This is a genomic window from Streptomyces flavusporus, from assembly GCF_046267975.1.
In the GTDB taxonomy this organism is placed as follows: Bacteria; Actinomycetota; Actinomycetes; order Streptomycetales; family Streptomycetaceae; genus Streptomyces; species Streptomyces flavusporus.
The window spans coordinates 5033537-5056504 of record NZ_CP176503.1; the positions used below are offsets into that span (position 1 = coordinate 5033537).

Consider the following 22968-nt stretch of genomic DNA (forward strand, 5'->3'; position numbering starts at 1 on the left):
CCCTTCAGGCCTCTTGAGAAGAGGGTGTGTTTCACGTGAAACCGATCGACCCGCGACTGCTCCGATACGCCCGCGCCACCCGGTTCTTCCTGGTGGCGGTCGTCGGCCTGGGTGCCGTCGGTGCCGGGTTGGTCATCGCGCAGGCGATGCTGATCGCCGAGACGGTGGTCGGCGCGTTCCAGCACGGGATGTCAACCGCCGAACTGCGCACTCCCCTGCTGCTGTTGGTGGCCGTCGCCTGTGGCCGCGCGCTGGTCTCCTGGCTCACGGAGCTCGCCGCACACCGGGCGAGCGCGGCGGTGAAGTCGGAGCTTCGGGGGCGGCTGCTGGAGCGCTCCGCCCAACTGGGGCCCGGATGGCTGAGCGGGCAGCGCACTGGATCGCTGGTTGCCCTCGCCACGCGCGGAGTCGACGCCCTCGACGACTACTTCTCGCGCTATCTGCCGCAGTTGGGGCTCGCGGTGGTCGTTCCCGTGGCGGTGCTCGCCCGGATCGTCACCGAGGACTGGGTCTCCGCCGCCATCATCGTCGGCACGCTGCCGCTCATCCCCGTTTTCATGATGCTGATCGGCTGGGCCACCCAGTCCCGGATGGACCGTCAGTGGCGGCTGCTGTCCCGGTTGTCCGGGCACTTCCTGGACGTGGTCGCCGGGCTTCCGACCCTGAAGGTGTTCGGAAGGGCCAAGGCGCAGGCCGAGTCGATCCGGCGTATCACCGGCGAGTACCGGCAGGCGACGATGCGAACGCTGCGGATCGCGTTCCTGTCGTCGTTCGCGCTGGAGTTGCTCGCCACGATCTCGGTCGCGCTGGTCGCCGTGACCATCGGCATGCGGCTCGTGCACGGCGACATGGATCTGTACATCGGGCTGGTCATCCTGATCCTCGCGCCGGAGGCGTATCTGCCGTTGCGGCAGGTGGGCGCGCAGTACCACGCAGCGGCCGAGGGGCTGGCCGCGGCCGAGGAGATCTTCTCGGTTCTGGAGACTCCGGTACCGGCGTCGGGAACCAGGGCCGTGCCGGCGGGCGCGGCGGCCTTCGAGGGCGTGACGGTCCGCTATCCGGGCCGCACCGCCGAGGCCGTGTCCGATGCGACCTTCACCGTCGAGCCCGGGGAGACCGTCGCGCTCGTCGGGCCGAGCGGCGTGGGCAAGTCGACGCTGCTGAACGTACTGCTGGGGTTCGTGCGGCCGACCGAGGGCCGGGTGCGGATCGGGGGAGTCGATCTCACCGAGGCCGACCTGGAGCAGTGGCGGTCGCGCATCGCCTGGGTGCCGCAGCGGCCGCACCTGTACGCCGGGACGATCGCCGAGAACGTACGGCTCGCCCGTCCCGACGCGGACGACGCAGCGGTACGGCAGGCGCTTCAGGACGCGGGAGCGCTCACGTTCGTGGACGCCCTCCCCCAGGGTGTCGAGACCGTGCTGGGCGAGGACGGGGCCGGGCTGTCCGCCGGGCAGCGGCAGCGGCTCGCGCTGGCGCGGGCCTTCCTCGCCGACCGGCCTGTGCTGCTGCTCGACGAACCGACCGCCGCGCTCGACGGAGCGACCGAGGCCGAGGTGGTCGAGGCGGTGCGGCGACTGGCGGCAGGCCGGACCGTTCTGCTGGTGGTGCACCGGCCGGCGCTGCTGGACGTGGCGGACCGGGTGGTGCGGCTCGAGGAGCCCGCCCTCGCCTCGCGCGTGGAAACCGGGCCCCGGGCGTCCGCGGCGCGTCCGATCGAGTCCGCCCCGGCACCCGAGGCCGCGCAGGAGGAGCCCGCGTCCGAACCTGCGGCGCACAGCGGCGGCGTACTCGCCCGCGTCCGGGCCATGTCCGGGGCCCGGCGCGGCCGACTCGGACTCGCCCTGCTGCTCGGCAGCCTCGCGCTGGGCAGCGCCGTCGGGCTGATGGCCACGTCCGGATGGCTCATCTCCCGAGCCTCGCAGCAGCCGCCCGTGCTGTATCTGATGGTTGCCGTGACGGCCACGCGGGCCTTCGGGATCGGTCGGGCGGTGTTCCGGTACGCGGAGCGGCTCGTGTCGCACGACGCCGTGCTGCGGATGCTGGCCGACACCCGGGTCGCCGTGTACCGCCGACTGGAGCGGCTTGCGCCCGCCGGGTTGCGCCGGGCCCGACGGGGTGACCTGCTGTCACGGCTCGTGTCCGATGTGGACGCCCTGCAGGACTACTGGCTGCGGTGGCTGCTCCCGGCCGGCGCCGCGGTCGCCGTCTCCGCGGCCTCCGTCGGCTTCACCGCCTGGCTGCTGCCCGAGGCCGGGGCCGTGCTCGCCGTCGGGCTGCTCGCGGCCGGGGCCGGCGTCCCGCTGGTCACCGGCGCGGTGGCGCGGCGGGCGGAGCGCAGGCTGGCCCCCGCCCGAGGGGTACTCGCGACCCGCGTGGCCGATCTGCTCACCGGCACCGCGGAGCTCACCGTCGCCGGGGCGCTGCCCGCCCGTACCGCCGAGACCCGGCGGGCCGACGCGACACTCACCCGGATCGCCTCGCGCGCCGCCACCGCCACCGCCCTGGGCGACGGACTCACCGCGCTGATCTCCGGCCTGACCGTCGCCGGAGCCGCCCTGGTGGGCATCCAGGCGGTCGCCGACGCACGGCTGAGCGGCGTGGCGCTGGCCGTGGTCGTCCTCACCCCGCTGGCGGCCTTCGAGGCCGTGCTCGGGATGCCGCTCGCGGTGCAGTTCCGGCAGCGGGTGTGCAGGAGCGCCGAGCGTGTCCACGAGGTGCTGGACGCCCCCGAGCCCGTACGCGAACCGGAGCAGCCCCGGCAGGCGCCCGTATCGCCGTTCCCGCTCGTCCTCAAGGGCCTGGCCGCCCGGCACGCGGGACAGGACCGGAACGCACTCGCGGGGCTCGACCTGACGCTCGACAAGGGCCGCCGCATCGCGGTGGTCGGCCCGTCCGGGGCCGGCAAGACGACGCTGGCGCAGGTACTGCTGCGGTTCCTGGACGCGCACGCAGGCTCGTACACGCTGGCCGGCGTGGACGCGTACTCCCTGGACAGCGACGACGTACGGCGGCTCGTCGGACTGTGCGCGCAGGACGCGCACCTCTTCGACAGCTCGGTGCGGGAGAACCTGCTCCTCGCGAAGCGGGACGCGACCGAGGGCGAGCTGCGTGACGCGCTCGCGCGGGCCCGCTTGCTCGACTGGGCCGACGCACTGCCCGAGGGGCTCGACACGCTGGTCGGTGAGTACGGGGCGTGGCTGTCCGGCGGGCAGCGGCAGCGGCTCGCGCTGGCCCGGGCGCTGCTGGCGGACTTCCCCGTCCTCGTTCTCGACGAGCCCGCCGAGCACCTCGACCTGCCGACGGCGGACGCGCTCACCGCCGATCTGCTGGCCGCCACCGAGGGCCGTACGACGCTGCTCATCACGCACCGGCTGGCCGGGCTGGAGACCGTGGACGAGGTGATCGTGCTCGACGATGGACGGGTGGTGCAGCGCGGTGCCTACGCGGAGCTGGTCGCCGTGGACGGGCCGCTGCGGGCGATGGCGACGCGAGAGGCGCAGTCGGAGCTGACCGAAGCAGCGTCGATCCTGTAGCCATTCGCCATATTTGCGCTGCTCCATCCGTAGGCGTTTGCGCGCCATGCGTACGACTGGAACGGGATCGGGCTGCCCGCGCGGGCCACGATCGCTGTCATGCGTTCATCTCGCCGCTGTCCGCTGCTTGTTTCGGTGCTGCTCTGCGCTTTCGCCTTGCTCGCGGCCCGGCCCGCCGAGGAGTCCCGGCGCAGCCCGGAGGACGGCCGCGGGGACGTCGGCGTCGGCACCGAGGTGGCGCAGCTGTACGAGGACGCGGCCGTGGCCACGCAGCAGTACGAGGAGGGGTGGCGGGAGGCGAGGGTGCAGCGGGCGCGGGCCCGGCGGCTCGAAGGGCTCCTCGACCGTGAGCGGCGGGAGATCGTAGTGCTGCGCGAGGACCTGGGTCGACTCGCGCGCGCCCAGTACCGCACCGGCGGGGACCTTCCCCTCACCGCGCGCATGATCCTCGCGGACGACCCGGAAAAACTGATGGAGCGTGAGCATGCCGTGAGGAAGGCGGATCTCGTCGTCGACAACGCGATCGACAAGAGCCGCCGCGCGGAGATCCGGCTCGCGGCGGACGAGGCGAGGGCTGCGGCGGCGTGGCAGGACCTGGAGAAACGGAACGCTGAACTAGCCAAGTTGAAGAAGAGCATCGAGCAGAAGCTCGAAGAGGCGCGGTGGCGGCTGCAGGGGCAGGCGAACGCCTCCGCCATGGCGGGCATCTGCCGTGGTGCGGTGCGGCTCGACCAGCCGAAGCTGTCCTTCACCCGCGACTGGGTCGCACCGGTGGAGAAGTACGTGTTGTCCGCCGGGTTCGGCACGGGTGGTGCGCGATGGGCGAACCGGCACACAGGGCAGGACTTCGCGGTGCCGATCGGTACGCCGGTGCGGGCGGTCGGTGAGGGCAGGGTCGTGAGGGTGTCGTGCGGGGGCGCCTTCGGCATCGAGATCGTGGTCGAGCACCGCGGCGGCTACTACACGCAGTACGCGCATCTCGCCTCGGTCGCCGTCGACCAGGGGGATCGCGTGCTGCCGGGGCAGTGGGTCGGGCAGTCGGGCGACACCGGCAACTCGACCGGCCCGCACCTGCACTTCGAGGTGCGGGTCGCCCCCGAGCTGGGTTCGGGGGTGGATCCGGTGCCTTGGCTGGCCGCACGGGGTGTGAATCTGTGACCCGGTGGCGTGGTCGCCCGTCCGCGCCGCAGAGCGTCACGAGGCAGCTGGTTGCGCGTACGGGAACGACTGCTACACCCGCTCCGCCAGCATCCGCTCGATCACGACCGCGACCCCGTCCTCGTTGTTCGCGACCGTCCGCCCCGAGGCCGCGGCAATCACGTCCGGGTGCGCGTTGCCCATGGCGTACGACTGGCCCGCCCATGTGAGCATCTCGACGTCGTTGGGCATGTCACCGAAGGCGACGACCTCCTCGTGCGAGATGCCACGCTCGGCACAGCACAAGGCGAGTGTGCTGGCCTTGGAGACACCCGGCCCACTGATCTCCAGCAGGGCGCTGGGACTGGAGCGGGTGACATTGGCGCGATCGCCGATGGCGAGCCGGGCGAGGGTGAGGAAGGCGTCCGGGTCGATCTCGGGGTGATAGGCGAGGATCTTGAGCACCGGCTCGTCGGCGCCGGACGCGTCGGGCGCCAGGAGCTGCTCGGCCGGAGCGAGCATGTCCGGCGTCTCCATGTGCAGCTTCGGATAGGCGGGCTCCTGGTAGAAGCCGTATGTCTGCTCGACGGCGTACACCGTGCCCGGGGCCGCGTCGCGCAGCAGCCGTACGGCGTCCAGGGCGTTCTCCCGTGCAAGCTCCCGGACCTTCACGAACCGGTGGGTGCCGGGGCCGCCGTGCAGGTCGACCACCGCGGCACCGTTGCCGCAGATCGCCAGGCCATGACCATGGACATGGTCGCTGACGACGTCCATCCAACGGGCCGGGCGGCCGGTGACGAAGAAGACCTCGATGCCCGCGTCCTCGGCGGCCGCGAGGGCGGCGACCGTGCGCGGCGACACCGACTTGTCGTCCCGCAGCAGCGTGCCGTCGAGGTCGGTGGCGATCAGCCGGGGCGGAACCATGGGGGAGGCCGGGGTCTCGGGCTGTCGAGTCGCTGAGGTCACCGCGCCATTCTCGCGCATATGCCCGCACTGGCGTGCAGGAGTCCGCGCAGGTGAGTGGATACCGCCCTCACCTGTGTCGTTGCGATCGGCGGGCTCAGCCCAGCTGAGCCGGTGCCTCCATGGCGATCTGCTCGAAGACCTTGTCCTCTGCGGCGAAGTCCGAGTCGGGGATGGGCCAGTGGATCACGATCTCGGTGAAGCCCAGTTCCTGGTGCCGTCCTGCGAAGTCCACGAACGCGTCGAGGGATTGCAATGGCTGGCCACGGTCCGGGGTGAAACCGGTGAGCAGGACCTTGTCCATGGCATCTGCGTCACGGCTGGCGTCCGCACACGCCTTGCCGAGTTTGTCCACCTGATCGCGCAGAGCCTGGCGCGACTGCTCAGGCGTGCCCGACTCGTACAACTTGGGGTCGCCGGTGGTCACCCACGCCTGCCCGTACCGCGCGGCGAGCCGTAGCCCGCGCGGGCCGGTGGCAGCCACCGCGAACGGCAGCCGGGGGCGCTGCACACAGCCCGGGATGTTGCGCGCCTCGTGCGCCGAGTAGAAGTCGCCCTCGTACGACACCGCGTCCTCGGTCAACAGCCGGTCCAGCAGCGGCACGAACTCGCCGAACCGGTCGGCACGCTCCAGCGGGGACCAAGGGTCCTGCCCCAGGGCCGTGGCGTCGAAGCCGGTGCCGCCCGCGCCGATGCCCAGCGTGACCCGGCCACCGGAGATGTCGTCCAGGGAGATCAGCTCCTTGGCGAGGGTCACCGGGTGGCGGAAGTTCGGTGAGGTCCTCGATCGTCCTGCGGAGCGCATTGACCTCCCGCTTCAGCGCCGCAACCTCCACAGCCGCCTGGGAGGCTTGGGAGGAGGCAGTGCCGGCCCGGTCACGGGTCTCGCTGTGGTCCTGCCGGATGAGTGATACGGCATCGGATACCTGCTGGCTCAGCTGCTGATGGCTTGTGTCCAGTTGAGCTCCGAGGACGTCCACCGAATCCTTGATGGCGTTCTTGGTGTCCACCAGTACCGTGATTCGGTGCACACTTAGGCGGGGGTCGTCCCGTCGATGGCCTCGACCACGTCGAGCAGGGCGATGCTCTCCGGGGCGCGGGTCAGTGCGTAGCCGCCGGACTTGCCCTGCACGGAGTGGATGAGGCCGACGCGGGCGAGGGACTGGAGCTGTTTGGCGAGGTAGCTGCCGGAGACGTCGTGCAGTTCCGCGAGTCTGACCGCTGGGACGGGTCTGCTGCTCGTGGTGAGGGCAACGCAGCAGTGCAGCGCCCACTCGACGCCGTTGGACGTCTTCATTGCTTCATCCACCCCTTTACTCGGTCACTTCCTGTCCGAATATTTCTCGGACAGGAAGTGACCGAGTTTGGCCGGACGGCCCCTGGTCGCATCATGGTGGGCCCCACATCCAGGCCGCCGAACTGACCCAGGACGTTGGTCTGCGCTGCTCGCCAACTCGACCGCGGCGGTCTTCGGACTCAGCATGCCGCCCGCGCTCCTGGGTCCGGTGTCGGGCGCACACTTCAACCCCGCGGCGACCCCTCTCTGAATGGTGGACCGCATGACGCGGTGGCGCCGGAGTCGCCCTGCACGAGACAGCCGTGTACCTGTCCGCGCACATGGCCTCCTCACCGGCGGTCCAGGGATCGTCCGGGAGAGCGGACAGAGGCCGCCCTCCCAGGCTGATCCCCCGACGAGGGCATCGCCGGACCAGGTGTCTCCAGAGCGAAACGGCCCACCTGCCAACGCGCGCTCGGCCCTCGGGGCATCGACTCCGCGCCGGGAGAAGAGCCCGCCTGCGAAGGGAACCACCGACTCACAGTTCTCAAGGCCCTGGCGACCGAGGACCGCCGGTGACATGCCCCGGCCCTGTCAGACCACCTCGCCGACCGGTTTGGCGGCGTAGTCAGCCTGCGCCAGCAGGGCGTCGGCATCGTCAACCGGCGGGTAGATGAGCTGGGTGTTGATCAGGACCTTCGTCTCCTTGGCCGCCTGGCCTGTCATCTGAACCTCGCGGTCCCACCCCATGGTGATAAGTGCTCCGGTCGGCCCCAGGTCCAGGCCCGTGCCGTACGGTTCCGGAGCGAAGGGAACCTGCTTCAGACCAAGCAGATCGGCCACAACGTTGTGGCCGGCGAACCTGCCCAGCGGCATGGCATGCTGGCAGCTCTGCGTCACGGTGTGGCCTTCCTCCGCCATCGCAGCTGCCGTGTCACCGGCCGCGTAGACGTCCGAGGTGCCGACGACGCGCAGGAACTCGTCGACGTGCAGTCGGCCCAGGCGGTCGCGTTCGCCGGGGATGAACGCGGTGAGCGGACTGGCGGTCATGCCTGCCGTCCACACCACCGTTGCCGCGGGAATGACCTCCCCGTCGGAGAGGCGGACCTCGTGTTCGGTGAGCGACTCCACCGTGCGGCCCAGCCGCTGCTCGACCCCGAGGGACTCCAGCGCACTCTCGATGTGAGGACGCGGTCCGGGCCCGAGCTCCGGGCCCACGACATCCGCTCGTTCGACCAGGACGACGCGCACGGGATCCGTGCAACCCCAAGCGTCGGCGACCGCCTTGAGACGACCACCGATTTCTGTGGCGACCTCCACACCGGTGAATCCCGCCCCCACCACCACGGCGGTGAAGCGCCCCTGCCGCGGCTCTGCCTCCGGCAGTCGCTGCAAGTGGTACTCGAACGCGGCGGCTGCCGAAAGCGTGTCGACGTTGAACATCCGCTGGGCCCCGGGGAGCTTCGGCTGGACCAACTGGCTGCCGGTCGCCAGGACCAGGCGGTCGTACGAGATGATGTCGGTCCGGCCGTCCCTGCCGGTGGCGGTGACCGATCGGGCGGCCGTGTCGATGTGGGTCACTGTGGCAGCGATGCGGCGGACACCGACCGGCCCGAGAATCCGGTCGAGCGGGACGCGCATCTTCTCGGGATCGGCCTCGTAAAGCCGCGGCCGCATCACCAGGTCGTCACCGCTGCTGACCAGGGTGACCTGAAGCTCCGACTCCGGGATCCCGTTCTCACGGGCGGTGCGCACGGCGCTGGCAGCGCTCCACACGCCGGCGAAACCGCCACCAATTACCAGGATGTTTTTCATCCAGATTTTCCTTCCGGCTCTGCCATCGAGACCCCGGTCGAACCGGCACTGCGGGCACTCGACTTCGACAGGACTCATGTGCAGCACGGTGCTGCAGGCGAGGATTTTCTGGATATTATTTATCCTGGATATCTAGTGTCAAGGTTTCTGCGCAGGGGCAGGCCAGGGCGCGCCCGGCATACCACGCACTCAGGACGACGAGGCCGCCGGTGAGGACGGCCGGCCCGCACCCCGACCGCGCCTCCTCCACCATCCTCAGCGATCCGGACGGCAAAGGCGGCAGACGGTCGCCTGCGCCGGCTTCGGCACCGCGCTTCCGCGACGACCCGTCATGCAGCAGATGCGGAGAGGTTGTAAAACGGCGAGGTGCGGATCACGCGGCTGACCGTGGACGACGTTAACCACCGGGCTTCGCCGGCAGTGCCAGGGCAAGTACCCGGCCGGGATCGCCAGCGCCGCCGTCGGCGCCCGCGCCAAGGGAGGGCCGGTCGGCGATGCCAGGGTGGAGCGCGGACGCCGCGAGCTTTCTTGACGGACCGCATAACTGGATCCTTAGTATCCAGTTATGCGGACGAGTAAGGGTGTTGAGTGGGCGATGCATACGCTGCTCAACCTTGCATTGCTGGGAGACGGCGAGCCGGTGACGACCGCGCAACTGGCTGCTGCCCATGACCTGTCGGCGTCCTACTTGAACAAGCAGCTGCAGTTGCTGGTCAAGGCCGGTCTGCTGGAGTCCGTGCCGGGTGCGCGGGGCGGCTTTCGGCTGGCCCGCCCCCTGGAGGCGATGTCGGCACTGGATGTTGTCCTTGCCGTGGAGGGGGATGAGCCCCTCTTCCGCTGCACTGAGATCCGTCGGTGCGGCACCATCGGGGAGCGATGCCCCGAGGCCAGTTTCGCCCAGTCGTGCGCGGTGAAGGTTGCCATGGGGCGAGCCGAAGCGGCCTGGCGGAAGGCGCTGGCCGAGCAGAGCCTCGCCGATGTGCAGGCTGCGGCCGCCGCACAGGCTCCCGCCGTGCCGGCACGGGTTCGCCAAGCGTTTGGGCGCGACTGATCCTGTTCTCGCGCGGCATGACCGCACACTCTTTGCGCAGGCGCCTGATCAACAACGCGGGCATCATGCTGCCCGAGAACCTCCTCGACCCGGCCTCCCTGCCCGTCGCCGAGGACCACGTCACCGTCAACCTGCTGGGCACGATCCGCATGACGTTCGCCTTCCTGCCCCTGCTGGTCGACAAGGCGGACGCGGTGGTCATCAACGTCTCCTCCGGGCTCGCGTTCGCGCCCCTGCCGGCCACCCCGACGTACTCGGCGACCAAGGCCGCAGCGCACTGCACTGCCGCCCCGGCGGCCGTGAGGGGGTCGTACGCTCCAGGCTGCGCCGGACTTCTGGACTGTGACTCATGGCCGGAGCGGTTCCGGCGAGGTGGCGGCCGCTTGCTCGCGGCCTCGACACCGACTGCACAGCCTCCGAGCCGGCCCCAGGTCGGCTCTTTCTTCGGCTGACCGAGCAGCGTCGTAGGCTCTGAGCCATGAGTGTGCGCCTGAGTACCGTGATCCTCCCGTACCGCCGCTGGCACGAAGAGGGCCGTGTCGCATGGCAGCGCGCGGAGGAGCTCGGGTTTTACACCGCGTACACCTACGACCATCTCTCCTGGCGTTCGTTCCGGGATGGGCCGTGGTTCGGGGCGGTACCGACGCTGACAGCCGCTGCGGGTGTCACGGAGCGTATACGCTTGGGCACCCTGGTTACGTCGCCCAATTTCCGGCACCCGGTGACCCTCGCCAAGGAGCTGATCTCCCTGGACGACATCTCCGGTGGCCGGGTCACGCTGGGCATCGGCGCGGGCGGCACCGGCTTCGACGCCACGGCCCTGGGGCAGGACCCTTGGTCCCCGCTGGAGCGTGCCGACCGGTTCGGCGAGTTCGTGCCGCTGCTGGACCGGCTGTTGACCGAGGACGCGGTGTCGTACGAGGGCGACTTCTACTCGGCGCACGAGGCGCGCAACATCCCGGGCTGTGTGCAGCGCCCCCGGCTGCCGTTCGCGGTGGCTGCCACCGGCCCGCGCGGGCTACGGCTCGCCGCGCGGTACGGGCAGGCGTGGGTGACCACCGGCGACCCCAAGTTGTACGAGTCGGGTACGCCTGAGCAGTCGCGCCAGGCTCTGCGCGATCAGGTGGACAAACTCGGCAAGGCGTGTGCGGACGCCAGCCGTGACGCAGATGCCATGGACAAGGTCCTGCTCACCGGTTTCACCCCGGACCGTGGCCGGCCGTTGCAGTCCCTCGACGCGTTCGTGGACTTCGCCGGCCTGCACCAGGAACTGGGCTTCACCGAGATTGTGATCCACTGGCCCATCCCCGACTCGGACTTCGCCGCGGACGAAGGAGTCTTCGAGCGCATTGCGACGGAGGCAGTCGCGCAGCTGGCCTGACGGATCTCCTGAGAATCATGGGTCCGGGGCAGTCAGAGGCAGGTGATCAGGTCACGTCACTGAGCACCCCACGACAGACCGCTTTCACGAGCGGATCACGCGCTGAGCGTTTCGTCGCCAAAGGGCGAGAAGCACAGGGGAGTCCGACGGGGCAGGTCGTGATGGGCAGACGTCGAAGTGGCTGATCCGGCAGGTGTCGGACGGTGAGGCCGGGCCGAGGTTGACCGCAGTGCCGTCATCCGCGACGCGCCAGCGCCTGCCGACGGGGATGCGCCCGATTGGCCAGTCACCGGGCTCGATCATGACCCAGCGTCCTCGGACCGTCCGATACCATTCGGCTTCTCCGGCGCATGCGTCGCACGTCGTCGACCTCGATGTACTGGCGTCCGGCACGGCCGTGGCCGAGTGAGCCGCATAGGCCAGGGCCTCAGCCGTGGTCGCCAGCACTTCGCCCACCAGCACCGGTTCGCGACTCGGGTGGCCGGAACCCGCCTCCTCACACGCGGTGCAGAGAGCCATCCCAAGGCTTGCGATCCATCGGGCACGCGGATCGTCGCAGGCATCGCAGCGCAACTTGGCTGCGACAGCACAACGTCCCTGTGGCCAACAGTCGTCGCAGACCACGAGATGCGGATCGTTCCGTCGGGGCCGGCCGGTTCCGACCGCTCCGCGCTCATCGCATCGCTTGCCCGAGATCATGAACCCCCACCCACAAGACATTCGCCGAGACACCGGCGACCGGCTGTGCAGATCTTCGCACTACCCACCGACAAGCGGTCGAGGACAGCGGGGGAGTCGATTCCTCCTGGTCAGGCTGCGATAGGCGAAAAAGCCTTGATTGAGGTGACCAAGGTGCCCAGACGCAGCCAGTCGGTGACGGCTGCGGCGGTCAGCGTCGGCACGGCACCGAACCACGGGCCGTCCCGGAAGCTGCGCCAGGACAGGTGGTCGTAGGTGAAGGCGCCGTGGAAGCCGAGCTGCTCCGCGCGCTGCCACGTCGTACGGCCTCCCTCGTGCCAGCGGCGGTACGGGAGGATCACGGTGCTCAGGCGCAAGCTCATGCCACCGAGCCTAAGCGGCCCGAGCTGTTTCACCTTGATTCTTGCGAGGATGCCCCGGCGTTCACGCCGGGGAGGAATCGCATCCCGTGACGGCGGCGCGGAGCGTCGCCGTGTCCGGCCTCCCGGGGCGCGGAGCGCCCGCAAGACCCCGGCGGAGCCGCCGGGGGGAAGCGAACGCGCGTGCCTGTGTTCGCTGGTTGTGGTGACTGTGGCGTGATGAGGGTACGGGTGTGCGGGTGTCGCACGTACGGTCTCCTCGTGGAAGCCGGGATGAGCGGGCGGGGCGGGGGTGATGTCGTGCCGGTGGTGAGGGAGGTCGGGGAGGGCGGGCATGCCCGGTACACCTACCGGCTGCGCGTGTCGTCGACCGCCCGCGCCGCGCTGCTCGCCGAGTGGGACCGGTGCCGGTGGGTGTGGAACGAGTGCGTGGCCAAGTCCAAGGCCGTGCACGCGCACAACACGGCGCACCCCGAGGACAGGCTGACGTGCGGCCCGGCCCGGCTCGACAGGATGCTGACCGAGGCCCGCGAGCGCACCCCGTGGCTGCGCGCGGGCAGCTCGGTGCCGCAGCAGCAGACCGTCCGGGACTTCGGCAAGGCCCGCGCCAAGGCGCAGAAGGACATCAAGGAGCGCCTGCCCCTCAGACAGCGGGCCGGGATGCCCGGGTGGAAGAAGAAGCGCGAGAGCGACCCGACGCTGAACTACACCCGGCGCGGCTTCCGTCTGAAGGACGGCCGCCTGCACCTCGCCGGGAACATCGTGCTGACCGTGGTGTGGTCGCGGGCCCTGCCCGCTGCCCCGTCCAGCGTGCGCGTGTACTGCGACAGCGTCGGCCACTGGTGGACCTCCTTCGTCGTGCCCGTCGAAGTCCAGCCGCTGCCGGAGACCGGCCAGGTGATCGGCGTGGACTGGGGCGTGAAGGAGACCGCAACCACCACCAGCGACGCCCACGACCTCCCGCACGCCGAGCACGGCCGGAAGGCCCAGGCGAAGCTGTCGCGGTACGACCGGATGATGGCCCGCCGCAAACCCGCCAAGGGGCAGGCGGCCTCCAAGGGCTACCGCGCGGCCAAGAAGCTGCGCGCGAAGGCGCACAAGAAGGTGGCCCGGCAGCGGCAGGACACCGGCCGTAAATGGGCCAAACGCGTCGTATGTGACCACGACGCCATCGCGGTGGAGGACTTCCGCCCGAAGTTCCTCGCCAGGACGTCGATGGCGCGCAAGGCGGCCGACGCGGCGATCGGCGCCACCAAGAAGGCTCTGCTGGAGATGGGCCGCAAGCACGGGCGCGACGTCCGCCTGGTGCATCCCGCGCACACCACCATGGACTGCGCATCGTGCGGAGCGAGAACCAAGCACGCACTGCCGCTGTCGGAACGCACCTACACCTGCACCGCGTGCGGAGCCGTGTCCCCCAGGGACAAGAACTCCGCCCGCGTGATGCTGGTCCGGGCTGGTCTCAACCCGGCTGGTGCCGAGGGCGTAAGACCTCCCGGGCCGCTGGCCCAGGTGGCGGCCTGAGCCAGGAATCCCCTCCCCTTCAGGGAGGGGAGGATTCAAGTGAAACGCTCACCGTACGCGCGCGGCTGCTCAGCCGCGGGGTGAGCGTGGTCATCGGGATCCACTCGTTGTGGGTGCGGTCGCCGGGCATCGGTGCGACCAGCGCGGTTCAGTGCGGCTCGGGGAAGTGCAGGTACTGCGGTGGGACGGCCTTCGTCAGCCACACGCCGTTCGCGCTGACCCGGAAGATGTGGCCGTCTCGGTGCATCGCGCCGGTGTCCACCGACAGCACGACGGGACGGCCGCGGCGGGCGCCGACCCGGGTCGCGGTCTCGCGGTCGGCCGAGAGGTGCACGTCGTGGCGGTTCATGGGCCTGAGTCCGTCGGCGCGGATCGCGTCCAGGTTGCCGGCCACCGTGCCGTGGTAGAGGTACGACGGCGGGGTCGCCGGGGGCAGTCCGAGGTCCACCTCGACGCTGTGCCCCTGGCTGGCGCGGATCCGCGTGCCTTCGATGGCGAAGCGCTTCTTGTCGTTGGCGGCGACCACGTGGTCGAGTTCCTCCCGGGTGAACCGGAAGCCGTGCGCGGCGGCCGCGGCGATCAGCGTGTCGATCTCGACCCAGCCGCCCTCGTCGAGAGTGAGCCCGATCCGTCCGGGCTGGTGGCGCAGGTGCTTCGAGAGGTACTTCGACACCTTCACGGTGCGTCTTTCATCCATCCCACCAGCGTGCCGGGCGAGACGTGGATCACGCACATTATTTTGCTCGGGATGTTTGATCCACAAGCATCGTGAGTTTTCCACAGGGGAATGGGCGCTCCTGTGGACAACCGGCCCGGAACCTCACAGGGTGTAGGCGCCTCGTGCCCGGCTCCCGCTCACAACGGCGGTTCCACCCGTGCGATCCTCCGCAACGCCCGAGGCATGAACCGGGCGAGCAGATAGGCGCCGCGTGCCTCGGGCGTCACCGGAACGACCGCCTCGTTGCGGACGACCGCCCGCAGGATGGCGTCGGCGACCTTCTCCGGCGGGTAGTTCCGCAGCCCGTACAGGCGCGCGGACCTCTTCTGGCGCCGCTTCTCCTCCTCCGCGTCCACGCCCGCGAACCGAGCCGTGGATGTGATGTTGGTGTTGACGAAGCCGGGGCATATCGCCGTGACGCCGATGCCCTGCCCGGCGAGTTCGGCGCGCAGGCACTCGCTCAGCATCAGCACGGCGGCCTTGGAGGTGCTGTACGCGGGCAGCGCCCTGGAGGGCTGGTACGCCGCCGCTGAGGCGACGTTGACGATGTGGCCGCCCTGCCCGCGCGCGGCCATCTGCCGGCCGAACAGCCGGCAGCCGTGGATCACGCCCCACAGATTGACGTCGAGGACCTTGCGCCAGTCCTCCGGTGTGGTGTCGAGGAAGGGGCCGGACAGCCCGATTCCGGCGTTGTTCACCAGGACGTCCACCACGCCGTACTCGGCCGCGACCTTCTCCGCGAGCTTCTCCATGGCCTGCTCGTCGGAGACGTCGACGGTCTCCGCCCGGGCCGCCGGAGCCCCGATCAGGCGGGACGTCTCCGCCGTACGGGCCGCCCCCCTCCGCGTCCCGGTCGACGGCGATCACGCGCGCGCCGGACCGGGCGAACGCCAACGCCGTGGCCCGCCCGATGCCGCTGCCCGCCCCCGTGACCAGGACGAGCTGACCGCCGAAGCGGTCGGCGTACCGTCCGGTCGCCTCGATCACCGGCCTGCCCGACTCGTTCGCCAGCACGAACTCCTCGATCCAGGCGGCCAGCTGATCGGGGCGCGTGCGCGGGATCCAGTGCTTGGCCGGGAGCGTGCGGCGGGTCAACTGAGGAGCCCACCGTTCCAGTTCGTCGTAGAGCTTCTCGGACAGGAACGCGTCCCTCAGGGGCGTGATGAGTTGCACGGGCGCGTGCGCGTACGCGTCCGGGCGGGGTCTGCGCAGCCGGGGCCGTACGTTGTCCCGGTACAGCCACGCCCCGTGCGCCGCGTCGGTGGGCAGCGACGAGGTCGGGTAGTCGCCGCCGGGGAACTTCTCGACGCGTTCCAGGATGCGCGGCCAGTGCTTGCCGAGGGGGCCTCGCCAAGCCAGTTCGGGCAGCACGGGCGTGTGCAGCAGGTACACGTACCAGGACTTGGCGCCCTGGCTCAGGAGTTGGCCGACGCGGCGCGGGGTCGGGCGCTTTACGCGCCGCTGGATCCAGTGGCCGTAGTGGTCCAGCGAAGGACCGGACATCGAGGTGAAGGACGCGATCCGGCCCTCGGTGCGCCGAACGGTGACGAATTCCCAGGACTGCACCGAGCCCCAGTCGTGCCCCACGAGGTGCACCGGACGGTCCGGGCTGACCGCGTCCGCGACGGCGAGGAAGTCGTCCGTCAGCTTCTCCAGAGTGAATCCGCCGCGCAGGGGCTGCGGCGCCGTGGACCGGCCGTGGCCCCGCACGTCGTACAGCACGACGTGGAAGTGGTCGGCGAGGCGGGCGGCCACCTCGGACCAGATCTCCTTGCTGTCCGGGTAGCCGTGCACGAGCACGACCGTCGGCTGCTCCGGGTCCCCCAGCTCGGCCACGCACAGCTCGACCCCGCCCGTACGCACCCGGCGCTCCCGCGCGCCCTTCAGCACCGTCACTTCTCCTCCGCTCAGCGCCTGACGTGCGGCACATCGTCGTCCGGTTGAGGTACGTGCTCGTCACGAGACATCGGCGAATCTGACACTTGTTAGAGGCCGCGTCAACAGGCGTGGCCGTTCGACCTCAGGGGGATCCTCAGGGTCCCGTACTACTCGAGAGTGACTCCAAGACGGCTCTGCGGTCTGACGACTGGCGTGGCCCGCGTCACTACCGTCTGGGACGTGACTGTGATCGCGACCGAAAGCCTGAGCAAGCGGTTCCCCAGGGTGACCGCGCTTGACCGGCTCTCCGCGGACGTCGGGCCCGGTGTGACCGGACTCGTCGGAGCCAACGGGGCCGGCAAGTCCACACTGATCAAGATCCTGCTGGGTCTGTCCCCTGCCACCGAGGGCCGTGCCGAAGTGCTCGGCCTCGACGTCGCCACCAAGGGCGCCGCCATCCGCGAGCGCGTGGGGTACATGCCGGAGCACGACTGTCTGCCGCCCGACGTCTCGGCCACCGAGTTCGTCGTCCACATGGCGCGCATGTCCGGCCTGCCGCCCACCGCCGCGCGTGAGCGCACCGCGGACACCCTGCGCCATGTCGGCCTGTACGAGGAGCGGTACCGCCCCATCGGCGGCTACTCGACCGGTATGAAGCAGCGCGTGAAGCTCGCGCAGGCCCTGGTCCACGACCCGCAGCTGGTCTTCCTGGACGAGCCGACCAACGGCCTGGACCCGGTCGGCCGCGACGAGATGCTCGGCCTGATCCGCCGCATCCACACCGACTTCGGCATCTCGGTTCTGGTCACCTCCCACCTCCTGGGCGAACTGGAACGCACCTGCGACCACGTCGTCGTCATCGACGGCGGCAAGCTCCTGCGCTCCAGCTCCACCACGGACTTCACCCAGACCACGACGACCCTCGCAATCGAGGTCACCGACACCGACGAACACCCGGACGGCACCCGCGCGGTGCGCGAAGCGCTCCACGCGCGCGGGGTGACCGTCGACGCCGGCAGCGGCCTGCCCGGCGCCGGACACGTCCTGCTGCTCACCGCGCAGGGCGAGGAGACCTACGACCTGGTCCGGGACACCGTCGCCGACCTCGGTCTCGGCCTGGTCCGCATGGAGCAGCGCCGGCACCACATCTCGGAGGTCTTCACGACCGACACCGACACCGACGAGCAGCGGAAGGAGGCGGTCGGCCATGGCAGTTGAGCACCCCGTAGCGTCCCCGCCGGGTGACCAGACCCGCATCCACAACATCGGCTACCGCACCTACGACGGCCCGCGCCTGGGCCGCTCCTACGCCCGCCGCTCCCTCTACTCGCAGTCCCTGCGCGGCGCCTACGGCCTCGGCCGCTCGGTGAAGTCCAAGGTGCTGCCGATGCTGCTGTTCGTGGTGATGTGCGTGCCCGCGGCCATCATGGTCGCCGTCGCCGTCGCCACCAAGGCGAACGACCTGCCCGTCGAGTACACCCGCTACGCGATCGTCATGCAGGCCGTCATCAGCCTGTACGTCGCCTCACAGGCACCCCAGTCCGTCTCGCGCGACCTGCGCTTCAAGACCGTGCCGCTGTACTTCTCACGGCCGATCGAGACCGCCGACTACGTCCGCGCGAAGTACGCGGCACTGGCCTCGGCGATGTTCATCCTGACCGCCGCCCCACTGCTCGTCCTCTATGTGGGCGCTCTGCTGGCCAAGCTCGACTTCGCCGACCAGACCAAGGGATTCGCACAGGGACTCGTCTCCGTGGCACTGCTCTCGCTGCTCTTCGCCGGCCTCGGCCTGGTCATCGCGGCGGTCACCCCGCGCCGCGGCTTCGGCATCGCGGCCGTGATCGCCGTACTGACCATCTCCTACGGCGCGGTCTCCACCCTCCAGGCCATCGCCGAGGTGCAGAACAGCACCGGATCCATCGCCTGGATCGGCCTCTTCTCGCCGATCACGCTCATCGACGGAGTGCAGTCCGCGTTCCTCGGCGCGACCTCGGTGTTCCCCGGAGGCGCCGGCCCGACGAACGGGGAGGGCGTGGTCTACGTCCTCGTCGCCCTCGGCCTGATCGCCGCCTGCTACGGCCTCCTGATGCGCCGCTACCGAAAGGTCGGACTGTGACCACGCTCTCCATCGACCATGTCTCCCGCTGGTTCGGCAACGTGGTCGCCGTCAACGACATCACCATGACGATCGGCCCCGGCGTCACCGGCCTGCTCGGCCCGAACGGCGCCGGAAAGTCCACCCTCATCAACATGATGGGTGGCTTCCTGGCCCCCTCCACCGGCACGGTCACCCTCGACGGCCGGCAGGTGTGGCGCAACGAGTCGATCTACAAGCACATCGGCATCGTCCCCGAGCGCGAGGCGATGTACGACTTCCTCACCGGCCGCGAATTCGTCGTCGCCAATGCCGAGTTGCACGGCCTGGGCGCGAAGGCGGCGCAAAAGGCCCTGGCCACGGTCGAGATGGAGTACGCCCAGGACCGCAAGATCCAGACGTACTCCAAGGGCATGCGCCAGCGTGTGAAGATGGCGTCCGCCCTGGTCCACGACCCGTCACTCCTCCTCCTGGACGAGCCCTTCAACGGCATGGACCCACGCCAGCGCATGCAGCTGATGGACCTCCTGCGGAAGATGGGCGACGAGGGCCGCACGGTGCTCTTCTCGTCCCACATCCTCGAAGAGGTCGAGCAACTCGCCTGGCACATCGAGGTCGTCGTCGCCGGACGGCACGCGGCCAGCGGCGACTTCCGCAAGATCCGCCGGCTGATGACCGACCGGCCGCACCGCTACCTGGTGCGCTCCAGCGACGACCGCGCCCTCGCGGCCGCGCTGATCGCCGACCCGTCGACGTCCGGCATCGAAGTCGACCTGACGGAGGGCGCGTTGCGTATCCAGGCCGTCGACTTCGGCCGTTTCACCGCCCTGCTGCCGCGGGTGGCCCGGGACCACGGCATCCGTCTGCTGACGGTCTCGCCGTCCGACGAGTCCCTCGAGTCCGTGTTCTCGTATCTGGTCGCGGCGTAGGAGGCCGAAGATGTACGACCCCACAGTCGCCCGCCTCACCTACCGGGCCCTGCTCGGCCGACGCCGGGCCCTGATCCTCGGCGCGCTGCCGCTGCTGCTGATCGCCATCTCCGTGGTGGTGCGCGGCCTCGCCGGCGCGGACGACCAGACCGCGGCTGACCTGCTCGGCGGGCTGGCGCTCGCCACGATGGTGCCGATCATCGGCGTCATCGCGGGCACGGGCGCCATCGGGCCGGAGATCGACGACGGCTCGGTGGTGTACCTGCTGTCCAAGCCGGTGAAACGGCCGACGATCATCTTCACCAAGCTGATCGTCGCGATCGCCGTGACCATGGTGTTCTCGGCGGTGCCCACGCTCATCGCGGGCCTGATCCTGAACGGTAACGGCCAGCAGATCGCCGTCGCCTACACGGTGGCCGCGCTGGTCGCCTCCATCGCCTACGCGGCCCTGTTCCTGCTGCTCGGCACGGTGTCCCGGCACGCGGTCGTCTTCGGCCTCGTCTACGCGCTCGTCTGGGAGGCCCTGTTCGGCTCCCTGGTGGCCGGGGCGCGCACGTTGAGCGTCCAGCAGTGGTCGCTGGCGGTGGCCCACCGGGTCGGCGAAGGCGACCTGGTGACCTCCGACGTCGGGCTGCCGACCGCGACGGTGCTGCTGGTGGCGGTCACGGTGCTCGCCACCTGGTACGCCGGCCAGAAGCTGCGGTCGCTGACCCTGGCCGGGGAGGAGTGACCGGGGCCGCACGGCCGGCGGCTCGGCCTTGACGCGGGCTTCACCTCTGTCCGGGCACACTGGGCAAAGCGGAATGTACGGGGGAAGCACGGCTGAGAGGAACGGAGATGGCAGGGCAGACGCCGGAGAGCGAGGGTCGCGGTCGGTCCGGGAACGAGGCCGGGGATGGCGCCGGGTCCGAGACCTGGGACGACCTCGTCCTGGACGAGGACTTCATACGCGCCGCCGAGACGTCTGAGCCGTCCGCGCGGGCCAGGATGCTTGCCGAACGCTGGCGCCGCGAGGAGCCCGAGCCGCAGCCCTGGCGCTCCGACGAGCCGCCTGCGGGGTGGTTCTTCAGCAAGGTGCGTCGGCGCAGGTGGCGCCGCCGGTAGCCACCGTGCGGCCCGCCCTTAATCAGTGGCGCCCAACTCGTCGTACCGGCACAGTGGTTGTGTCCACGACGCCGGATCGAGCCGGCGCCACGTTCTGGGAGAGGAGTTGGGCGATGCCCATGCACGGCAGTGCGCCCAGCTCCCGACAGGGCAGCCCGCGGCGGGCTCCGGAGTAGCCCCAACGCTCCGTCGAGCCCGTTCCGCACGGGGGGCGCCCGGGGCGGCCGCTTCGAGCACGCGGATGCACTGCGTTTGCGTGGGCCGCCTTCCCAGGTGTCGCCTCTTTGAGAGGCACCCTGCGCTGGGGCGGGCGGGGCGGGATGCGCAGCTCGGCGCTACGAGGTGCCGCTGCGCCCACCCGTGCCGCCCCAGCGGCACGACTGCTCGCAGCTACGCCGGCTGAGAACAGCTACGCCAGCAGCCGCTCCAGCACCACCGCGATGCCGTCCTCCTCGTTCGAGGAGGTCACCTCGTCCGCCACCGCCCTCAGTTCCTCATGGGCGTTGGCCATCGCCACCCCCCGGGCCGCCCAGGCGAACATCGGGATGTCGTTGGGCATGTCGCCGAAGGCGATGGTGTCTGCGGCCTTCATACCCAGGCGGCGGGCGGCCAGTGACAGCCCCGTGGCCTTCGAGAGGCCGAGGGGGAGGAGTTCGACGATGCCCTGGCCGGCCATGGCGACGGTGACGAAGCCGCCCGCGGCCCGGCGGGCCGCCTCGGCGAGTTCGTCGTCCGTCAGCGTCGGATGCTGGATGTAGATCTTGTTCAGCGGGGCGGCCCACAGATCGGACACATCGGTGAACGGAGTGGCCGGAAGGGCGCCCGTGACCGAGTAGCCGGGCCCGACCAGCACCTCGCCGTCCAGCCCGTCGCGGCTGGCCGCCAGATACAGCGGACCGACCTCCGCCTCGATCTTGGCCAGGGCCACCCCGGCCAGTTGCCGGTCCAGGGTCACCGACGTCAGCAGACGGTGTTCGCCGGCGTCGTAGACCTGCGCGCCCTGCCCGCAGACCGCGAGCCCGTGATAGCCGAGGTCGTCGAGGATGTGCCGGGTCCACGGGACCGCACGGCCGGTGACGACGATGTGCGCGGCGCCCGCCGCGGTGGCCGCGGCGAGCGCGGCACGGGTGCGCTGCGAGACCGACTCGTCGGAGCGCAGCAGCGTTCCGTCGAGGTCGGTCGCGATGAGGCGGTAGGGGAAACCGGTGGTCACTTGGCCACCGGCTCCAGGACCTCCCGGCCGCCCAGATACGGACGCAGCACCTCGGGCACGCGGACCGAGCCGTCGGCCTGCTGGTGGTTCTCCAGGATCGCCACGATCGTGCGCGGTACGGCGCACAGTGTGCCGTTGAGCGTGGCCAGCGGCCGCACCTTCTTGTCCTCGCGGACCCGGATCGACAGACGGCGGGACTGGAACTCGGTGCAGTCCGAGGTCGAGGTCAGCTCGCGGTACTTGCCCTGCGTCGGAATCCACGCCTCGCAGTCGAACTTGCGCGAGGCCGAGGCGCCGAGATCACCGGAGGCGACGTCGATGACGCGGAACGGCAGCTCCAGCGACGTCAGCCACTGCTTCTCCCACTCCAGCAGGCGCTGGTGCTCGGCCTGTGAGTCCTCGGGGGCGACGTACGAGAACATCTCGACCTTGTCGAACTGGTGGACGCGGAAGATGCCCCGCGTGTCCTTGCCGTGCGAGCCGGCCTCGCGGCGGAAGCAGGGCGAGAAGCCCGCGTAGCGCAGCGGGAGGCGGTCGGCGTCGAGGATCTCGTCCATGTGGTAGCCGGCTAGCGCCACCTCGGAGGTGCCGACCAGGTACAGGTCGTCGCTGTCCAGGTGGTAGACGTCCTGCGAGGCCTGGCCGAGGAAGCCCGTACCGCCCATGGCCTGCGGGCGGACCAGCGCCGGCGTCAGCATCGGCGTGAAGCCGGCCGCCGTGGCCTGCGCCAGCGCGGCGTTCACCAGGGCCAGCTCCAGCAGCGCGCCGACGCCCGTCAGGAAGTAGAAACGCGAGCCCGAGACCTTCGCGCCGCGCTCGACGTCGATGGCGCCGAGCAGCTGGCCGAGCTCCAGGTGGTCCTTGGGCTCGAAGCCCTCGGCGCCGAAGTCACGGATCGTGCCGTGCGTCTCCAGGGTGACGAAGTCCTCCTCGCCGCCCACGGGGACGTCCGGGTGGACGAGGTTGCCCAGCCGGAGGAGGAGCTCCTGGGTCTCGGCGTCGGCCGCGTCGCGCTCGGCGTCGGCCGCCTTGACGTCGGCGGCGAGCTGGCTCGCCTTCTTCAGCAGCTCGGCCTTCTCGTCCCCGGTGGCCTTGGGGATCAGCTTGCCGAGCGCCTTCTGCTCGGCGCGCAGTTCGTCGAAGCGGACGCCGGACGACCTGCGCCGCTCGTCGGCAGACAGGAGAGCGTCGACGAGCGCGACGTCCTCTCCACGGGCGCGCTGGGAGGCGCGCACACGGTCGGGGTCCTCACGGAGCAGGCGAAGGTCAATCACGCGGTCAAGGCTACCG

The 22968-nt window shown here is 70.4% G+C and carries 17 protein-coding genes and 4 pseudogenes; 11 read left to right on the forward strand and 10 right to left on the reverse strand.

Annotated features, from left to right (window positions below; translation table 11 throughout):
• The first annotated feature begins 35 nt into the window (after positions 1 to 35).
• Together cydD and ACKTSN_RS23870 are read left to right on the forward strand one after the other, a co-directional pair.
• Complete coding sequence (gene cydD, locus ACKTSN_RS23865; protein ID WP_409470979.1) at positions 36 to 3536, forward strand: thiol reductant ABC exporter subunit CydD; 3501 nt, start codon at positions 36 to 38, stop codon at positions 3534 to 3536.
• Positions 3537 to 3635: 99 nt separating this feature from the next.
• On the forward strand, positions 3636 to 4694 hold the full coding sequence (locus ACKTSN_RS23870) for a M23 family metallopeptidase (RefSeq protein ID WP_409470980.1): 1059 nt from the start codon (positions 3636 to 3638) through the stop codon (positions 4692 to 4694).
• Between the two features lie 72 nt (positions 4695 to 4766).
• Here ACKTSN_RS23870 and ACKTSN_RS23875 read toward each other — a convergent pair whose 3' ends face one another.
• The 4 genes and pseudogenes from ACKTSN_RS23875 to ACKTSN_RS23890 form a co-directional block, all read right to left on the reverse strand.
• Positions 4767 to 5657: a Cof-type HAD-IIB family hydrolase gene (locus tag ACKTSN_RS23875; RefSeq protein WP_409470981.1), complete on the reverse strand. Its 891-nt coding sequence runs from the start codon at positions 5655 to 5657 to the stop codon at positions 4767 to 4769.
• A 76-nt stretch (positions 5658 to 5733) separates the two neighbouring features.
• Positions 5734 to 6417: pseudogene (locus ACKTSN_RS23880) on the reverse strand (LLM class flavin-dependent oxidoreductase); the annotation flags it as partial.
• Between the two features lie 255 nt (positions 6418 to 6672).
• Positions 6673 to 6933: pseudogene (locus ACKTSN_RS23885) on the reverse strand (RrF2 family transcriptional regulator); the annotation flags it as partial.
• A 573-nt stretch (positions 6934 to 7506) separates the two neighbouring features.
• Complete coding sequence (locus ACKTSN_RS23890) at positions 7507 to 8727, reverse strand: NAD(P)/FAD-dependent oxidoreductase (RefSeq protein WP_409470982.1); 1221 nt, start codon at positions 8725 to 8727, stop codon at positions 7507 to 7509.
• Between the two features lie 565 nt (positions 8728 to 9292).
• Here ACKTSN_RS23890 and ACKTSN_RS23895 point away from each other — a divergent pair.
• From ACKTSN_RS23895 to ACKTSN_RS23905, 3 genes are read left to right on the forward strand one after another with little or no spacing between them, the layout of a single operon-like run.
• Positions 9293 to 9778, forward strand: coding sequence for an RrF2 family transcriptional regulator (locus ACKTSN_RS23895; protein WP_409470983.1), 486 nt, complete (start codon positions 9293 to 9295; stop codon positions 9776 to 9778).
• Between the two features lie 17 nt (positions 9779 to 9795).
• Positions 9796 to 10230: an SDR family NAD(P)-dependent oxidoreductase gene (locus tag ACKTSN_RS23900; protein ID WP_409470984.1), complete on the forward strand. Its 435-nt coding sequence runs from the start codon at positions 9796 to 9798 to the stop codon at positions 10228 to 10230.
• A 26-nt stretch (positions 10231 to 10256) separates the two neighbouring features.
• Entirely contained in the window at positions 10257 to 11159 is a 903-nt protein-coding gene (locus ACKTSN_RS23905) for an LLM class flavin-dependent oxidoreductase (protein WP_409470985.1), read from the forward strand.
• An 84-nt stretch (positions 11160 to 11243) separates the two neighbouring features.
• Here the strand turns inward: ACKTSN_RS23905 and ACKTSN_RS23910 are convergent, their stop codons facing one another.
• Both ACKTSN_RS23910 and ACKTSN_RS23915 read right to left on the reverse strand, forming a co-directional pair.
• Positions 11244 to 11879 carry a DUF6083 domain-containing protein gene (locus tag ACKTSN_RS23910; protein WP_409470986.1) on the reverse strand — a complete coding sequence of 212 codons (636 nt, stop codon included), beginning with the start codon at positions 11877 to 11879 and terminating at the stop codon, positions 11244 to 11246.
• Between the two features lie 98 nt (positions 11880 to 11977).
• A pseudogene (locus ACKTSN_RS23915) lies at positions 11978 to 12253 on the reverse strand (LLM class flavin-dependent oxidoreductase); the annotation flags it as partial.
• A 237-nt stretch (positions 12254 to 12490) separates the two neighbouring features.
• Between ACKTSN_RS23915 and ACKTSN_RS23920 the strand changes: the two are divergent.
• On the forward strand, positions 12491 to 13741 hold the full coding sequence (locus ACKTSN_RS23920; RefSeq protein WP_409474905.1) for an RNA-guided endonuclease InsQ/TnpB family protein: 1251 nt from the start codon (positions 12491 to 12493) through the stop codon (positions 13739 to 13741).
• A gap of 148 nt (positions 13742 to 13889) precedes the next feature.
• Here the strand turns inward: ACKTSN_RS23920 and ACKTSN_RS23925 are convergent, their stop codons facing one another.
• Together ACKTSN_RS23925 and ACKTSN_RS23930 are read right to left on the reverse strand one after the other, a co-directional pair.
• Complete coding sequence (locus tag ACKTSN_RS23925) at positions 13890 to 14438, reverse strand: RNA 2'-phosphotransferase (protein WP_409470987.1); 549 nt, start codon at positions 14436 to 14438, stop codon at positions 13890 to 13892.
• 158 nt (positions 14439 to 14596) lie between these two features.
• Positions 14597 to 16355 (reverse strand): annotated as a pseudogene (locus ACKTSN_RS23930) (SDR family oxidoreductase).
• 228 nt (positions 16356 to 16583) lie between these two features.
• Between ACKTSN_RS23930 and ACKTSN_RS23935 the strand changes: the two are divergent.
• From ACKTSN_RS23935 to ACKTSN_RS23955, 5 genes are all read left to right on the forward strand, one after another.
• On the forward strand, positions 16584 to 17555 hold the full coding sequence (locus ACKTSN_RS23935) for an ABC transporter ATP-binding protein (RefSeq protein ID WP_409474906.1): 972 nt from the start codon (positions 16584 to 16586) through the stop codon (positions 17553 to 17555).
• Positions 17545 to 18453: an ABC transporter permease gene (locus ACKTSN_RS23940; RefSeq protein ID WP_409470988.1), complete on the forward strand. Its 909-nt coding sequence runs from the start codon at positions 17545 to 17547 to the stop codon at positions 18451 to 18453. The genes ACKTSN_RS23935 and ACKTSN_RS23940 overlap by 11 nt, the downstream gene beginning before the upstream one ends.
• Positions 18450 to 19361: an ABC transporter ATP-binding protein gene (locus ACKTSN_RS23945; protein WP_409470989.1), complete on the forward strand. Its 912-nt coding sequence runs from the start codon at positions 18450 to 18452 to the stop codon at positions 19359 to 19361. Before ACKTSN_RS23940 ends, ACKTSN_RS23945 begins: the two co-directional genes overlap by 4 nt.
• A gap of 10 nt (positions 19362 to 19371) precedes the next feature.
• On the forward strand, positions 19372 to 20091 hold the full coding sequence (locus ACKTSN_RS23950) for an ABC transporter permease subunit (RefSeq protein ID WP_129798780.1): 720 nt from the start codon (positions 19372 to 19374) through the stop codon (positions 20089 to 20091).
• Positions 20092 to 20198: 107 nt separating this feature from the next.
• Positions 20199 to 20465, forward strand: coding sequence for a hypothetical protein (locus ACKTSN_RS23955; RefSeq protein ID WP_409470990.1), 267 nt, complete (start codon positions 20199 to 20201; stop codon positions 20463 to 20465).
• Between the two features lie 409 nt (positions 20466 to 20874).
• Here ACKTSN_RS23955 and ACKTSN_RS23960 read toward each other — a convergent pair whose 3' ends face one another.
• Both ACKTSN_RS23960 and serS read right to left on the reverse strand, forming a co-directional pair.
• Positions 20875 to 21678 (reverse strand): HAD family hydrolase, encoded by an 804-nt coding sequence (locus ACKTSN_RS23960; protein ID WP_409470991.1) that lies wholly within the window; start codon positions 21676 to 21678, stop codon positions 20875 to 20877.
• Positions 21675 to 22952, reverse strand: coding sequence for a serine--tRNA ligase (gene serS / locus ACKTSN_RS23965; RefSeq protein WP_224739974.1), 1278 nt, complete (start codon positions 22950 to 22952; stop codon positions 21675 to 21677). The genes ACKTSN_RS23960 and serS overlap by 4 nt, the downstream gene beginning before the upstream one ends.
• Positions 22953 to 22968: the final 16 nt, after the last annotated feature.